Origin of the sequence: Nostoc sp., assembly GCF_036916985.1 — a bacterium.
Classification (GTDB): domain Bacteria; phylum Cyanobacteriota; class Cyanobacteriia; order Cyanobacteriales; family Nostocaceae; genus Nostoc.
Genome location: NZ_JBALFD010000088.1, coordinates 19,119 through 34,773 on the forward strand (window position 1 = coordinate 19,119; position 15,655 = coordinate 34,773).

At 42.7% G+C, this 15,655-nt stretch carries 12 protein-coding genes; 6 read left to right on the forward strand and 6 right to left on the reverse strand.

Annotation, left to right across the window (positions count from 1 at the left end; genetic code table 11):
* The first annotated feature begins 44 nt into the window (after window positions 1–44).
* The 4 genes from V7L07_RS28575 to V7L07_RS28590 are packed head-to-tail and all read left to right on the forward strand — an operon-like array spanning window position 45 to window position 5,859.
* Window positions 45–1,511: a cytochrome c gene (locus V7L07_RS28575; protein WP_335062502.1), complete on the forward strand. Its 1,467-nt coding sequence runs from the start codon at window positions 45–47 to the stop codon at window positions 1,509–1,511.
* 31 nt (window positions 1,512–1,542) lie between these two features.
* Entirely contained in the window at window positions 1,543–2,979 is a 1,437-nt protein-coding gene (locus V7L07_RS28580) for a cytochrome c (RefSeq protein ID WP_335062503.1), read from the forward strand.
* A gap of 7 nt (window positions 2,980–2,986) precedes the next feature.
* Window positions 2,987–4,267 (forward strand): hypothetical protein, encoded by a 1,281-nt coding sequence (locus V7L07_RS28585; protein WP_335062504.1) that lies wholly within the window; start codon window positions 2,987–2,989, stop codon window positions 4,265–4,267.
* A 5-nt stretch (window positions 4,268–4,272) separates the two neighbouring features.
* The gene (locus V7L07_RS28590; RefSeq protein WP_335062506.1) at window positions 4,273–5,859 is read left to right on the forward strand and encodes a GMC family oxidoreductase; all 1,587 of its coding nucleotides are present in this window, start codon (window positions 4,273–4,275) and stop codon (window positions 5,857–5,859) included.
* Between the two features lie 339 nt (window positions 5,860–6,198).
* Here V7L07_RS28590 and radC read toward each other — a convergent pair whose 3' ends face one another.
* The 3 genes from radC to V7L07_RS28605 all read right to left on the reverse strand — a co-directional run bounded on the left by radC (window position 6,199) and on the right by V7L07_RS28605 (window position 8,843).
* The gene (gene radC, locus V7L07_RS28595) at window positions 6,199–6,930 is read right to left on the reverse strand and encodes a RadC family protein (RefSeq protein ID WP_335062508.1); all 732 of its coding nucleotides are present in this window, start codon (window positions 6,928–6,930) and stop codon (window positions 6,199–6,201) included.
* A gap of 220 nt (window positions 6,931–7,150) precedes the next feature.
* Window positions 7,151–8,089 (reverse strand): phosphoribulokinase, encoded by a 939-nt coding sequence (locus tag V7L07_RS28600; RefSeq protein ID WP_335062611.1) that lies wholly within the window; start codon window positions 8,087–8,089, stop codon window positions 7,151–7,153.
* 319 nt (window positions 8,090–8,408) lie between these two features.
* Window positions 8,409–8,843, reverse strand: a complete 435-nt coding sequence (locus tag V7L07_RS28605; RefSeq protein WP_335062510.1) for a CoA-binding protein — start codon at window positions 8,841–8,843, stop codon at window positions 8,409–8,411.
* A gap of 495 nt (window positions 8,844–9,338) precedes the next feature.
* Here V7L07_RS28605 and V7L07_RS28610 point away from each other — a divergent pair, with 495 nt between their 5' ends.
* Window positions 9,339–10,001, forward strand: a complete 663-nt coding sequence (locus tag V7L07_RS28610) for a class I SAM-dependent methyltransferase (RefSeq protein WP_335062512.1) — start codon at window positions 9,339–9,341, stop codon at window positions 9,999–10,001.
* A 46-nt stretch (window positions 10,002–10,047) separates the two neighbouring features.
* On the opposite strand, the gene V7L07_RS28615 is transcribed toward V7L07_RS28610, so the two are convergent.
* Genes V7L07_RS28615 through V7L07_RS28625 form a run of 3 tightly spaced genes read right to left on the reverse strand, consistent with a single transcriptional unit; the run spans window position 10,048 to window position 13,707 of the window.
* A complete protein-coding gene (locus V7L07_RS28615) occupies window positions 10,048–12,237 on the reverse strand; it encodes a xanthine dehydrogenase family protein molybdopterin-binding subunit (RefSeq protein ID WP_335062514.1) in 2,190 nt (729 codons plus the stop codon).
* Window positions 12,234–13,211, reverse strand: a complete 978-nt coding sequence (locus V7L07_RS28620) for an FAD binding domain-containing protein (RefSeq protein ID WP_335062515.1) — start codon at window positions 13,209–13,211, stop codon at window positions 12,234–12,236. Before V7L07_RS28620 ends, V7L07_RS28615 begins: the two co-directional genes overlap by 4 nt.
* Complete coding sequence (locus tag V7L07_RS28625; protein ID WP_335062516.1) at window positions 13,198–13,707, reverse strand: (2Fe-2S)-binding protein; 510 nt, start codon at window positions 13,705–13,707, stop codon at window positions 13,198–13,200. The genes V7L07_RS28620 and V7L07_RS28625 overlap by 14 nt, the downstream gene beginning before the upstream one ends.
* 579 nt (window positions 13,708–14,286) lie before the next feature.
* On the opposite strand from V7L07_RS28625, the gene V7L07_RS28630 reads away from it, so the two are divergent.
* Window positions 14,287–15,480 (forward strand): FAD-dependent oxidoreductase, encoded by a 1,194-nt coding sequence (locus tag V7L07_RS28630; RefSeq protein ID WP_335062518.1) that lies wholly within the window; start codon window positions 14,287–14,289, stop codon window positions 15,478–15,480.
* The last annotated feature ends 175 nt before the right edge of the window (window positions 15,481–15,655 follow it).

Genomic DNA, 15,655 nt, shown 5'->3' on the forward strand with positions numbered 1-15,655 from the left:
ACAATTTCGCTTACAAATAATCTCGACAATCTGGGGAGTGTTTCATGACTGAACAAACAAACCCTAGCCTACTACCGACCTCTATTAAGGGAATATTCCAGCGAATTTGGGTTGTGATTGTCGGTGTTATTGCAGTAGCAGTATTTTTCCTTTGGCCTGTTTTGTCTAACTCTCCAGTGGATTATGCTGACATTGAAAACCACTTTAAATATGGTTCAATCGGCAGCGAACCCATCAATGGTATTCCTTACTGGATTTGGAAAGTTTTACCAGACCTATTCCCAGATAAATTACCCGGGGAAGGTTATACTTCCCTGGGATTTATCAAAGAACCTGACAAAGATTTACCTGTAGGTTTTTCGCAACGGAGAGTTTTTATTAATCGAGTTGGGTTGAATTGTGCAGTATGCCATACAGGAACGCTGCGAGATAACCCTAATAGCGAACATCAAGTCATCACAACGATGCCTGCTAATGTGCTTAATTTGCAGGGATATATCAAATTTTTATCAGCAGTTGGTGTGGATGAGCGCTTTACTGCTAACCGGATGTTACCAGAAATTGAAAAAATCAGTGGTGGTCTGAATCCCATTGAAAAATTACTTTATCGCTTCATTGCAATTCCCCAAACTAGGGATGCACTAATTAATCAGGCATATCGACTGAAGTTCGTGGAAGAACAACCAGATTGGGGGCCAGGTAGAGTAGATACTTTTAATCCTTATAAAGCAATTCAATTCCATTTCCCAATGGATAAATTGCGTCAGGATGAACTGATTGGTACTTCTGATTTCCCCTCAGTTTGGAATCAAAAACCCCGCGAGGGATTGCAGTTACATTGGGATGGTAATAATAAGTCTGTTGATGAACGAAATAAGAGTGCAGCTTTAGGTACTGGAGTCACGCCTACCACGATTGATTTGCCTCGAATCCAGAGAATTGCCGATTGGCTTTGGCAACTACCACCACCAAAATATCCCTACGAAGTTAACGAAACTTTAGCGGCTACAGGAAAACCACTTTTTGAAAGTAATTGCGCTAGTTGTCACGCTTTTGGTGGTGCGTATACAGGCAAAGTTGTTCCAATTCAAGAAATTGGAACAGACCCCCATCGCCTAGATTCATTTACTTATGAAACCATCTCTAACCAAAATACTCTGTATGCAGGGTATCCGTGGCGCTTTAAGCATTTCCGCAAAACTAATGGCTATGCAAATATGCCCCTTGATGGTGTTTGGTTACGCGGCCCTTATCTGCACAATGGTTCAGTCCCCACCCTACGGGATTTACTAGAAAAACCAGAGAATAGACCACAAGAATTCTATCGGGGCTACGACGTTATCGATAGAGCCAAAGTTGGCTTTGTCTCTGATGTCGCCGCAGAAAATGGTAAAAAATACTTCAAGTTCGATACAAAACTTGATGGTAACAGCAATAGCGGTCACTTGTATGGCGTTGATCTTTCCCCAGAAGAGAAAGATGCAATTGTTGAGTACATGAAGAAACTTTGAAGGACACTTTAGCAAGGAGAAACCTAAGTTTATGGCAATATTTAAGTCAAAATTAGGGAAAATAATCACCTCAATTGCTGTAGTTATTGTCCTTCTTTTTGGGGTTGTGGGTTACGCGGGATGGTACAGTCTTTTCCGCGAAGCTCCTAGCGAAGTTTATGAGTTACCAGAGGATCATTTTAAATATGGTTCTATTGGTACAGAACAGGCGCAAGGTGTACCGTATTGGATTTGGTTAGTATTGCCGCGGATCTTTCCCGATAAGCTACCAGGCCCAGGCGGTTATACTTCTTTGGGAATTACATGGGAAGAAGGTAAAGAGCTACCAGTCGGTTTTTCTAAAAAAACCATTGGATTTCCGAGAGTTGGGATAACTTGTGCTGTTTGTCATCATGCTACTTATCGAGAAAACCTCAAAGATAAGCCAACAATCATTGCAGCCGGGCCTGCTAACAAATTTGATTCTCAAGGCTATGTTCGGTTTCTTGGTAACGCTGCTAGTGACCCTAGATTTGAACCTGACTATATCCTTGATGAAATTAAATATAGCCATGAGTTTTCCTGGTGGGAAAACCTGCTTTATCGCTTTGTGATTATTCCCCAAACCAAGAAAGGATTGCTGGAACAAAAAGCAGACTTTGCTTGGACTGATTCTCGTCCTAATTGGGGGCCGGGTAGGATTGACCCCTTTAACCCTGTGAAGTTCACTACCTTAAAGTTGCCTAAAGATGACACCATTGGTAACTCCGATATGATGCCTTTGTGGAATCAAAAGGAACACCAAAACTTTGCCTTGCATTGGGATGGTTTAGAAACTTCGTTGCGAGAAACAGTGCAAACTGGGGCTATTGGTGACGGGGCAACTAAAGAGTCTCTACCAGTAAAGGATCTCCAAAGGGTAGAAGATTATATTTCGGAATTACCACCTCCCAAATATCCGTTTGCAGTTGATCAGCAATTAGCTACACAAGGAAAAGAGATTTTTAGCAGTACTTGTGCATCTTGTCACGCCTTTGGTGGCAAAAGGACTGGTAAGGTAATTCCTGTTGCAGAAGTGGGAACTGACCGCCACCGTCTAGATATGTGGACGCAGCAAGCAGCAGATACTTACAACAAATTTGGTGATGGTTATCCTTGGGACTTCAAGGAGTTGCGGAAGACTGATGGTTATGTATCTGTCTCTCTTGATGGTCTTTGGTTAAGAGCGCCTTATCTCCATAATGGTTCTGTGCCATCTCTACAAGATTTGTTAGAAAAACCAGAGAATCGTCCCCAATCTTTTTACCGAGGATTTGATGTCTACGACCAGAAGAAAGTTGGCTTTATTTCCGAAGGAGAAGAAGCAGAACGTGTAGGTTTTAAATACGACATTAGCGTTCCTGGTAATAGTAACCAAGGACATCTATATGGCACTGATTTACCTGCCAAAGAGAAACAAGCATTAATTGAATATCTCAAAACTTTGTAACTAAGCTATGAACAAATATGCTGTTTGGTTTCGCCGCATCGTCTGGCTAGGCGTTATCCAAGATTGGGCGATTGGCTTACCGGCGATTTTTGCACCGAATTGGTTGCTGGAATTACTCCACCAAAGACCTAGCCAAGACCCAGTATGGACTTCTTTTGCTGGTTTGTTAGTGGTTCTGCTGTCGCTGTTCTACATTCCTGGAGCAAATGACCCCTACCGCTACACTCCCAACGCTGTATTAGCGACCCTTTCCCGTCCGCCTGGAGTTCTGTTCTTTTTCTTTCTTTACCCCAATATTTATCCTGCCTTCGGGATTATTGACTCAGTTTTGTGCTTATTCCAAATCCCATTGTTGATACTAACTATGCTCAACAAACCTCAAGCTTCCACCCCGGATAAAGATGTTTTCGAGTATGACGGGTCTACCCACAACGAAGTCAAAGAAGTTGGTTTTAGTGGCCCCTACGGTGAACCACTGCCATATCATGAGGGTCTGGGAATAACAAAATTTTTACAGTTTCTCAATGATTCGGCGCGGAATATGTTCGATAAACGGGATATCCGCCCTTATTACGACAAGTTAATTCACGCTAATGGTGTTTGTTGCTCAGGCATTTGGCGAATTACTGAGAGTTCTCCTTATACAGGCTACTTTGCTAAGGGTTCAGCAGGTTTAGTGTTTGCCCGCCTTTCGGTTGCTGGTGCTAACATCAAGCGGGGCGATCGCCGGGCCTTTGGCATTGCAGGTAAGGTTTATCCTACCCTCAACCCTGATGAGAAGGTAAAACCAGGTAATTTTGTGACTGTCGATTATCTAACAGGTATTAAGACAAAGCATATTACTGATACCGAGTTAACTAATTTTCCTTCTGTCGGTTTGGATCTTGGTGCTAACTTAGTTAACCGGATCATTTTCCGGCTGATGGACAAAAGACCAGGTTTTCGTCAGCTATTCCCGATTTCAACCCTTGGGTTAGCACCAGGAAGCAAAATTGTCACCCCAGACCAATTTATGCTTCGGGTCGCAGAAGGCACAGCCAAGATAGATGCAGAAGACTTCCGCGATGAATTGCGGTTAGAAAAGTATCCTGACCACAAATTGGTTTATACCATCAACGTCAAAAACTTCAATGAAAAAGAGTGGACGAAGTTGGGTGTGATTGAATTCAATGACTATTCCATCTGTGAAGGTTGCGATAAACGGATACACTTTTGGATTCCCCGCGACATTCCAGTACCAGAAAGAGATAACCTTGCCCGTCCAGCAGACCCCGTTGTGATTAAGTAAATCTTATGAGCCAGCAATTTGATGTCATCGTAATCGGTAGCGGTTTTGGTGGGTCAGTAGTTACCTGCCGTTTGGCTGAATCAGGAGCGCGGGTTTTGGTATTAGAACGCGGTCGGCGTTGGACGAAAGACCAATACCCACGTCAAGCCAAAGATGCCTGGATTTATGAACACACCCAGCCGCAAAAACATAATGGCTGGCTCGATATACGCTTTTTTAAGGGGATGGCTGTTGCTCAGGGGGCGGGGGTTGGTGGCGGTTCTCTGTGCTATTCCAGCGTGGTTTTAGAAGCAAATCCAACGCGATTTGAGCAAGGTTGGCCACCGGAAATTACTTACAGTGAATTGCAGCCTTATTACGATCGCGTGCGGAAAATGATGGGTGTGCATCCCATACCTCCAGGGCAGCATACCCAACGGGCAAAATTGATGGAACAAGCGGCGCAAAAGGTGGGATATGGCGAGCGCTTCCAAAGTATGCCCTTAGCAATCTCTTTCGATCCAGACTGGAATTACCAACTGGAAGACCCCTTGAATGAAAAGCACTCCCGGCAATTTGTCAATGCCCAAGGACAAAAACAAGGCACTTGTATTCATTTGGGTAATTGTGATTTGGGGTGTGATGTCCACGCCAAGAATACTCTCGATTTGAACTATATCCCGGCTGGAGAAAACAAAGGAGCAGAGGTGCGATCGCTCCACTTGGTACGCTATATTCAACCAGATGAGGGCGGCTATCGCGTTATTTTTGACCGCATCGAAAACGGGCAACTAATTCGTGGGGAAGAGAGGGGCAAAATAGTTGTCATCGCCGCAGGTTCCCTTGGTTCTAGTGAGTTGCTATTAAATAGCCGCGATAAGTACCGCACTTTACCTAAAGTTAGTCAGCAACTCGGTAAAAATTGGAGTGCTAACGCCAACGTTCTTACCCCTGATTTCTATGGCAAAGATGTTGAGGTTAGGCAGTCCATTGGCCCAACAATTACCGCAGGTATGGACTTTACTGACGGTAGCTTTGAGGGTGAGAGTTTTATTATTGAAGATGATGGCTTTCCCAATATGTTGCTGAATGCCATTAGCAGCAAACTGAATTCTGGTAAATTTAGCTTATTTGCTTTAGCTTTACGCAACCATTTGCAGCGTGGTTTGGATGAAAAGAATCCCTTAAGCAATGTTATGGTTTGGCTAGGTGCGGGTGTTGATGCTGCCGATGGACAACTTTCTCTCGGTCGTAACTGGCTCAAACCTTGGGAAACAGATTTAAAACTGGATTGGAATATCCAGCGCTCAAAGTCTGCAATTGATGCCATCCTGAATCTGCAAAAGCAACTTTCCCAAGCCAATGGCGGTAAGCTTTATATTCCCTTTTACTGGTCAGTTCTCCGCAGTTTGTTAACAGTGCATCCCCTTGGAGGATGCAAAATGGGGACAACTGCTGAAGATGGTGTGGTCGATCATAAAGGAGAAGTTTTTGGCTACAAAAATCTTTATGTCGCTGATGGGGCAATTTTGCCTCAAGCTGTTGGACGCAACCCTTCCATGACTATTGCTGCTTTAGCAGAACGGGTGGCTCATTTGATGGTGAGCAACTGATACACTTGATAATTTTTGGTTGCAGGGGCGATCGCTCTACGTTATCACAACTGGATAAGGGTGTAGCTGTAGCCCCCCTTAGATATCGCTTTCTGGATTAGTTAATAGACACTTCATCATCCGATCGCGTTTTTTAGTAACCGCAAGCAGTTAAGAATAATTAATAATTAGTCGGGAATCTGCCGTTTGTGCAATTCTCAAAAGTCTTTAATTACGAATTACGAATTACGTTAGCGTAGCGGTAGCGAGTCCGCGTACCCTTACAGGGAAGCAAGCTACGCTTTTAGCGTCTGTCTGCGACACGCTGCGCGAACGTAGAGAGCGTCATTACGAATTATTTTAATCTCCCTGCGGATGCTCATCCCACAAGGTTGTTATTTCCCGTAAACTCTGATGATTGCCATTACCCAAAATTAGATGATCTAGTACCGGAATGCCCAAAAGCTGCGCCCCTGCTAATAACTGGCGCGTCAATTCTATATCTTCCTGACTGGGTTCAAGGTTTCCAGAAGGATGGTTGTGGGCAACTATTGCCCGTGTTGCACCTTGGCGAATAACTTCTCGAAAAATATCACGGGGAGAGGCGAGGGTTTCAGTTGCAGTGCCAATGGTAATTACTTGCGTACCCAGCAAACGATTCTTGACATCTAACAGCACCACTGCAAAACGTTCTTGTGTCTGCCACATCAAATCTTGGCTAAGGGTAGCAGCAGCAGCAAGTGGGCTATCAATTAATGTGCCATCATTTGGACGAGATTGAAAGGCGCGTTTACCTAATTCAATTGCTGCTAAAATACTTGTTGCCTTTGCTGGACCAACACCAGAAATTTGCATCAACTCTGCGGGGCTAACTTCTCGCAGAACTGCCAACGGATCGCGTTGGTGTTTGCCTAATTCGCTCAAAATATATTGCCCCAAACCGACAGCAGATAGTTTTCCTGGCCCTTGACCGGTGCCTAGAAGAATTGCGATTAACTCCGCTGTGGCTAAAATTTTTGCACCATGCGTCATTAATCGCTCACGCGGACGCTCATTTGTAGGTAGGTCGGCAATTCTGAGGCAATAGGTCATATTAAACTAAGAGAATAGCACCACACATAGAACTATCCTTAGTTATCCCTCGTTTGCTCTCAAAATCATCTTTATTTGAGAAAATCTTTAAGCTTGATAAGTTTGTGTGGGTAATTTCATTTGCAACTTTCAAAGGGAATACTAAAAATAAGTTAACTAAGTCTGACAACAAGCGGGTTTGCCTCTACACAAACCCATTAAACCCCTTCATCTTCGCTGATTACTGATAAATTTGAGTTGCTTTCAGCATGTGGTAGGTAATTATTAACTGGGTGAGCGCGAGAGGATAACTTTGCAGTGTTTCTCCAGTTGTACCAGCAATTTTACCCAGTTCGGGATTACTTTCGCGATCGCAAATACTTCGTAAGTGGGGCATATCAGAACAAATAATATGCTCTAGCTTATTCACCTGTTCTAAGGTGGCATGACCATCAACTTCTAAGACATCCACAGGTTTACTCATATCTCTGTCTAGCCCCAAGCGGATTGCTGAGTCAGAATTACCATAGCCAGAGTTGATAATCTGGGTAAAATCTGGGTGGGGAATTGTCGGACGTAGTACTAGACGGACATTTAGATGTCCATTGATTTCATCATCATTCTCGGCGGGTGGATAAAAACTAATGACTATATCAGACCATTGTCGCTGCGGACGAATAAATTGTGCTGAGTCTGGTTCGCGTTTTTCTAGTTCCGCTAGCACTTGTTCAGCAGTGTAGCCGCGCTTTTGCGTGTCTCGCTTAACTTTCCATTTAGCGCGTAGTTCTTCAGGTGGTGCAAGGTAAACTTTTACATCGTAAGAGTCACGGGCGGCACGAGTAGAATAACCGAGTAATCCCTCAATGATCACAAATTTACTGGGCTTGATATACTGCGGTGGCTCGAATGTACCAGTTTTATGGCTGTAAACTGGCTTCAGAATTGGCTGTCCTGTACGTAGCAACGATAGGTGTTGCTGCATAATATCCAAGTAGTTGCAGTCAGGGTGGAGGGCAGTGATACCAATTTCTGCACGTTGTTGGCGATCGTAACGGTGATAATCATCTGTACAAATGAGCGTGACATTTTCTGGGCCGAGTACTTGAGCGATTCCTCGCGTTAGTGTTGTTTTACCAGCCGCGCTGTCGCCGACAATACCAAGAATGATTGGACGACTCATCATAACCTCCCACAATAAAAACAACTTTAGTAATAAAATACCCACAATAGTTTTTATTCTAGAAGGGTTTAAGCAAGTAACTCAAACAAAGACTTGGTATGCAATATCTCTACACATAAAATGTTTGTGCGATGCCTACGGCGGTAAACTACGCTTTTTGTACAATAATTTATAATCTACATAATTGTTAGAGTTATCTGTATGCATAAAAACTAGTACAACACGGCGTAAATAAACCACCCATTCAAAATCAATGAAATGCTTACACTGTATTAATTTTGAATTTTGAATTTTGAATTTTGAATTCCGCCTTGCGGTACTAGTCATTCCTTGATGAACCCACTCTCAGCCGCAGATATTCAATTTTGATACAAGCATCCATAACTACATTGAGTCCTGCATCTATAGCTTTTTGTGCTGATAGTTGATGCCAGATACCCAGTTGTGTCCAAACAGTTTTCGCATTGATAGAAATTGCTTCATCTACAATTTCTGGCAAATACTCAGAATGGCGAAACACGTTAATAATATCCACGGGTTCAGGTAATTCCTGGAGTGCAGCATAACTGGCTTGACCGTCAATTTCTTTAATTAGAGGGTTGACAGCATAGACTATATAGCCTGTTTGCCTCAAGAATTGGGCGATTTGATAACTGGTGCGATGGCGTTTATCAGAGTGACCGACAACAGCGATGGTTTTTGCTTGGATCAACACCTCACGTAGGGCGTTATCATCTTCTTTAAGGTTTGGCATGTAAAATATCCTGAGCGTAGGCGCAGCCCGTCGTAGACATCGCTTTGGGGAACTCCAAGAAATAAATTATCCAATATTGTGGGGTGGGCAACATGAGCGCCTTATGGACTGGGCGCTCATGTTGCCATAGGTGTCAAGTTAAGCTCAAACTTCCTATGTCAATAAGCATTTATGCTGATAAATTCGGTTTGAAAGGGACAAAAAACGAACTTTTTCAGGGACTATTAATGCTTTGTTTATTAGCATCACTCCCAGCTTGCGTATAAAAGTTAGAAAAAGTTCACCTTTATACTTCGTTCCTCACAAAACCCATCGTTGACAAATGGGTTTTTACCTTAAGTTGACACTAATGCCACCCCACAAGAGTTAATTGGATATTTTTTATTTTTCAGTCCCTTGTTTATCATACTGAGTTGCATTTAAATATAATTTTGGCTTTTAAAAAATCATTTACGAGTAAAAAAGACTCGTCTCCTATTCTCAATGCCCAATTTTATGACAACTAAAACATTAGGACTCGAACAAAACCTGTATGATTATTTGCTGTCAGTCTCTCTGCGAGAACCGGAAATTTTAACTCAATTAAGACAGGAAACAGCCGATTATCCAATAGGGAGAATGCAGATTGCTCCCGAACAGGGGCAGTTTTTGGCGTTACTGGTGCAGTTGTTGGGAGCGAAGAAAACTTTGGATATTGGAGTATTTACAGGTTATAGTTCCTTGGTGGTGGCATTGGCGTTACCGGGGGACGGTAAAGTGGTAGCCTGTGATATTAGTGAGGAGTTTACAACGATCGCTCGACGTTATTGGCAGGAAGCTGGAGTGACGGATAAAATTCAACTGCATATTGCCCCAGCTTTGGAGACTTTGGATCGGCTACTGGCAACTGGAGAAACGGAAACTTTTGATTTTGCTTTCATCGATGCAGATAAGAGGAACTATGATGATTATTATGAGCGATCGCTGCAATTAGTGCGTCCGGGGGGATTGATTGCCATTGATAATGTCCTCTGGTCAGGTAGGGTTGCTGACCCCCAAGTGCAGGATAATAGAACTAAAAGAATTCGTGCCTTTAATCAAAAGCTGCATCAAGATGAGCGAGTTAGTCTCAGTTTAGTTGCGATCGCAGATGGTTTAACTCTGGCATTGAAAAAGTAATACCATTTTGGATTTTGGATTTTAGATTATATTGGTATAATCTTTTTCAAAGCAGCTTATCTGGCGTAATCGGTAAGTCACGAATCCGCTTACCTGTGGCATGATAAACTGCGTTAGATATGGCAGCAGCTACCCCAACAATGGGAAGTTCTCCTAAGCTTTTGGTTCCTAAAGCATTCACATAAGCATCGTGTTCTTCAACAAATTGCACTTCCATATTGGGAATATCTGCATGAACCGGAATCAAGTAATCGGAAAGGTTAGCACCAACTATTCTGCCTTGATTGATATCCATTACAGTTTTTTCCATCAGCGCCATCCCAATTCCCCAGGTAATGCCGCCGATAACTTGACTCCGCGCTGTCTTGAAGTTGAGAATTCGTCCAGCACCATAAACGCCTACGCAACGTCTAACTTTGATTTCTCCCAACAACTCATCGACTGCAACTTCGACAAATGTTGCACCAAATGAGTGTTTGGAGTATTCTTTGCTTTCGGGGCTGAGTGAGGATTCCTCTGTAACTTCTAAACTTTCTAATCCGTGGCGAAGCAGAATATCGGTATAGCTGTCTCGCTTTGATGGATCTTGTTTTAAAAATATTTGCCCTGACTCAACGGTAATATCTTCTGCTTGAGATCCATAAAGTAGAGAATTAGAATCAGCGATCGCCATTTGAATTATTCTATCCCGTGCGGCGATCGCGGCTTTATGCACCGCCGGGGAAACACTAGCAACTGTCATTGAGTTTCCTGTAATTGGGGCTTTTGGAAGATTACTATCACCTAATTCAAACTGCACTGGTAAGCCTAATACTTCCGCAGCTACCTGCGTCATCACGGTATAAGTACCATTACCGATATCTTGAGTGCCACTTTGGACTCGTACTTCTCCAGTCGCAAAAATTTCTACCTTGACTGATGCCGTTCCCGAATTGGTGGGAAATGTCGCACTTGCCATTCCCCAACCAATCAGAAAATGACCATCTCGCATGGAACGGGGAACTGGGTTGCGTTGTAACCAACCAAAAATTTCTGCCCCTTTTTGATAACATTCTTTCAGAGATTTACTTGACCAAGGTAATTCTTTATAGGGATCGATATCTGCATGATTTCTCAGTCTTAGTTCTATTGGGTCAATATTTAAGGTGTATGCCAGTTCATCCATTGCCGATTCCAGGGCAAACATTCCTGTTGCTTCTCCTGGCCCACGCATGAAGGTTGGTGTACCGGCGTTGATGCGTGCTAAACGGTATTTAACCTCCAAGTTGGGACAGGCGTACATCATGGTTGTTGCTGCACCCACTGGTTCTACAAAGTCATCAAAGAAGGAAGTTAAGGATGTGCCAACGTGATTGATCAGGGTTAGTTTGCCTTCGCTGGTTGCACCTAATGTTAGCTGCTGCTGAGTTTGCGATCTGTGGCCGCAAGCAGTGTACATTTGCGATCGCGTTAGCACAACTTTCACAGGGCGCTTGACTTGACGAGATGCAATGGCAGCTAGAATTGTATGTGATCGCAGCAGCGCCTTACAACCAAATCCACCACCTAAATATTTGGAGATGACACGCACATTTTCTTGAGGAATATTGAGAACAGATGCGATCGCTCTTTGGGTTGCAGAAACGCCTTGAGTGGTTTCATACAATATCAAATTATCCCCTTCCCACATTGCGATCGTTGCAGAAGGTTCTAAGGGATTATGATGTTCCATTGGTGTGGTATATACTTGCTCTACCAGCACATCTGCCTGGGCTTTCCCCAATTCAATGTCCCCTCTGGTGATTTTACCCGGCATGATGCCAAAAAATATTGATTCGGGTTCAAATATCTCTGTACGTGCCATTGTGAGCGTCGCAATGGCTTCTGCGTAGATAATTTTTATCTTAGAGGCAGCAGTTTCGGCTTGTTCTAAAGTTTCGGCAATTACAATCCCCAGATGTTGACCATCGTAGTAGATATTATGGTCTTTTTCCGTTGGCTGGGGTTGTTGAGGGCCAAAGAAGGGTATTTTTACCAAAGATGGAGTTTGTTGGTAAGTAACGACATCGATCACACCAGGGGCGACTGCGGCGGCGGATGTATCTATTTGGATAATTTTACCACTGGCGATCGCACTTTGAAAAATCACTCCATAGGTTAAATTATCTATAGGCACGTCGGCTGTGTAAGGTGCTTCTCCGGTAACTTTCAGCCTACCATCAACGCGATCGAGTGGTTTACCGATAATTTTATTCATAATTGTTCTGCCACAATTGAGAGTGCGCGTACCAAAGCGCGTTTGACTAATTCAATTTTGAATTCATTGTGTGTTTGCGGTTTCGCTTCTTTAATAGCTACTTCGGCTGCGGCTGTAAAGATAACTTCGTTAATTACTTTCCCTTTTAATAACTCCTCAGCTTCCCATGCACGCCAAGGTTTAGGTGCTACTCCTCCAAAAGCGATGCGTGCTGATTTGATGATATTTTGTTCTATATCTAAGGCAACAGCTACGGAAACGAGAGCAAATTCGTAGGAAGCACGATCTCTAACTTTTAAATAATGGGATTTATAGGCAGAATTAGCCACTTCAATGGCAACAATTAATTCTCCTGGCTGTAATAGAGTTTCTTTTTGTGGTGTCTCACCTGGTAAGAGATAAAAATCATGAATTGAAATTCGCCTATTTTTTTCTATCCCTTGGATGCAAATCACCGCATCTAATGCCGTTAAGGCTACAGCTAAATCTGAGGGATGAACGGCAATACAATGTTCACTCGCTCCGAAAATAGCGTGCATTCGATTGTAACCTGTAATTGCCGAACAACCGATACCGGGAGTATGTTTATTACAAGGAAAAACCGGATCGCGAAAGTAACCACAGCGGACTCGTTGCAGTAAATTACCGCCCACTGTTGCCATGTTTCGTAGTTGCGGTGAAGCACTTTGTAATAAAGCTTGGCTAATTACTGGATAAAATTCTTGAATTTGGGGATGAAAAGCCACATCACTCATACGAGAGATTGCACCAATGCGGATTCCATCAGGCTGAGATTCAATATTTGCTAGGGGCAAACTATTAATATCAATTAATATATTCGCTGTTTGGACACCATCTTTCATTAATCCGAGTAAATCTGTGCCACCAGCAATAAATGCAGCAGTTTTGTCTTGCTCAACTGTTGCGATCGCTACTTCTTTTGAGGTAACTTTAGCATAACTAAATGGCTGCATTTTCTGTTTCCTCTAGCACATCCTGAATCGCCGTGATAATATTTGGGTATGCTCCACAACGGCAAAGGTTTCCACTCATTTTTTCTCGAATTTCTTCTTCAGATTTTGGTAGTTCTTCTAATATCATCCCTACGGCTGAGACAATTTGACCCGATGTGCAGTAACCACATTGAAAAGCATCATGAGTAATAAAAGCTGTTTGCATAGGATGGAGTTTGCCATCTTGTGCTATTCCCTCAATTGTGGTAATTTTACTACCGATGTGCATTACAGCTAGAGTCATACAAGAGTTGATTCGCCGATTATCAACTAATACAGTACATGCACCACATTCACCGCGATCGCAAGCTTTTTTAGTGCCCATCAAACCCAGCTTTTCGCGTATAGCATCCAGTAAAGTCACACGAGGTTCTAGCTTCAAGGTGTAGGAAACATTATTGATATTCAACGATAATTCTACTTCCTCTAAACCTAATATTTTCAATTCGTGGGTCACGTCGCTTCGCTCCGAATTCAAAATTCTTGCATTAATGATCCCCATAAATAAATTTAGGGGCTTGAACAAGTAAAAAGTTAAAATAAACAAAGAAGTTTATCAATATTTTTACTTTTTACTTCTTAATATCGTGTTCCCGAAAATTTAGAGTTGTTTTTGGTAATATTCCTCGATTGCACCGACAGCTTTTAATAATGGCGAATCTAATGGCTCAATCTAATCCGCCACACCATGAGCTAGACCAAGGGTTGAAGTTCCTCCTGATGGTTCAAGTTTACCATTCAATGTCTGGCTTTTAATCGATTGTAAGGCTGCGATCGCACTCTTCACAATCTTTTTTGAATATAAAACTCTTCACAATCTTTTTTGAATATAAAAATGATACAGCAAGCTTAGTTCTGTTACAGTAAGTTTATGAAATTTAGTCAATTTATCGCCAAAATTGACGTAATGGTATTTATTCGAGATTGTCAGATTTACGAAAAATTCTGAGTGCATGTAGTTTTTGTTACTAGCAGCAATCGTAAATTAATATTACCTCTTTCCCCAGTTAAGAGTTCCCTATTCTCTCTGATAAATATGAACACAAATCTAACTGAGAAATCATCCAAACCTATAGTAGATAAAGTTGCTATTGTCGGTGCTGGCCCAGGTGGTTTAGCTGCTGCTATCGCATTGAGAAGCCAAGGGATAGACGTTCAAGTATACGAAAAAGCTCAAGAATTTCGTCCGGCTGGAACTGGACTTGGACTTGCCCCCAATGGTTTGAATTCCCTAGATGCGATCGCGCCAGGAATTGTCGAAGCCCTCAAAAGTTCAGGGTGCGAAGTTCACCACACGGTTTTAAAGAATATTCAAGGAGAAACAATCCGAACTAATGCAACTAAATATTTAGAACAATACGGACAACCATTGTTGACTATTTGGTGGTATCGTCTACAGCAAGTCTTAGCATCAAGATTACCTTCTGACATCATTCACCTCAATCATCGCTGCATCGGCTTTGAGCAAGATGAAAACGGTGTGGAAATTCATTTTGATAGTGAAAAATCAGTATATGCAGATTTGCTGATTGGGGCTGATGGCGTCAACTCTGTCATCCGAGAAACTTTATTTGGCGAGGGTAAGCCTAATTATATTGGTAGTATGTGTTGGCGCGCCGTCATCAAGTATCGCCACGAGCTATTTAATGACTATGAACTAGTTTTTGTCAAAGGCAATAAACAGTTTATGTATCTTCTTAATGTGGGTGGCGGTTATACCAGTTGGATTAGTCGAAAGTTCTCGCCTGAATACTCCCTTTCTCACAGTGCCGATGAGGTGAAGTCTCGTATTCTCCATGAATTAGCCGACTGGGATGAATCCTTTCGAGCGGTGGTAAAAGCGACACCAGCCGAGCAAATTTGGGAAGGGCCGATTTGCGATCGCCCACCGTTAAGTCGCTGGAGTGAAGGCAGAGTCACACTCTTAGGCGATGCCGCCCATCCAATGGCACCTGCTATGGGACAAGGAGCCAATACCACTTTTGAAGATGCATACCAACTGCGAGAGTGTTTTTCTGATTCAGCGAATCTCCAAGCAGTTCTGACTAGCTACGAACAACTTCGCATTGAGCGCACGAAAATCATCCAAGCTCGTAGCGCCTTAGGCGAAATGCGGTACTATGACACTAACTTCGCCGCATCTACAGGGCAGACGCAAGAACGGCAAACGAGTCTTAATGATGATTTTCACAAATGGGTGTACGATTTCAAGCCATCTGTGAAAAGTTAAATTTTAATATGGTATCAGTAAAGTTACTTTGAGCGCGATTTAGTGAAAAAATTTATAGCTAGAATAACAGGCATTATGATTACCATTTGAGTCTTCGTGCTGAAATTGAGTTTATAATCGCCTGCAAGCCTTGATTTTAAAGGAAAATTTTGGGGTTTAATTAAAATTTCAGCAT

Excerpts from the sequence above, each read along its gene's own strand:
- V7L07_RS28575 (WP_335062502.1), top strand. The coding sequence starts at position 45 with ATGACTGAACAAACAAACCCTAGCCTACTACCGACCTCTATTAAGGGA.
- V7L07_RS28580 (WP_335062503.1), top strand. The coding sequence starts at position 1,543 with ATGGCAATATTTAAGTCAAAATTAGGGAAAATAATCACCTCAATTGCT.
- V7L07_RS28585 (WP_335062504.1), top strand. The coding sequence starts at position 2,987 with ATGAACAAATATGCTGTTTGGTTTCGCCGCATCGTCTGGCTAGGCGTT.
- V7L07_RS28590 (WP_335062506.1), top strand. The coding sequence starts at position 4,273 with ATGAGCCAGCAATTTGATGTCATCGTAATCGGTAGCGGTTTTGGTGGG.
- radC (WP_335062508.1), bottom strand. The coding sequence starts at position 6,930 with ATGACCTATTGCCTCAGAATTGCCGACCTACCTACAAATGAGCGTCCG.
- V7L07_RS28600 (WP_335062611.1), bottom strand. The coding sequence starts at position 8,089 with ATGAGTCGTCCAATCATTCTTGGTATTGTCGGCGACAGCGCGGCTGGT.
- V7L07_RS28605 (WP_335062510.1), bottom strand. The coding sequence starts at position 8,843 with ATGCCAAACCTTAAAGAAGATGATAACGCCCTACGTGAGGTGTTGATC.
- V7L07_RS28610 (WP_335062512.1), top strand. The coding sequence starts at position 9,339 with ATGACAACTAAAACATTAGGACTCGAACAAAACCTGTATGATTATTTG.
- V7L07_RS28615 (WP_335062514.1), bottom strand. The coding sequence starts at position 12,237 with ATGAATAAAATTATCGGTAAACCACTCGATCGCGTTGATGGTAGGCTG.
- V7L07_RS28620 (WP_335062515.1), bottom strand. The coding sequence starts at position 13,211 with ATGCAGCCATTTAGTTATGCTAAAGTTACCTCAAAAGAAGTAGCGATC.
- V7L07_RS28630 (WP_335062518.1), top strand. The coding sequence starts at position 14,287 with ATGAACACAAATCTAACTGAGAAATCATCCAAACCTATAGTAGATAAA.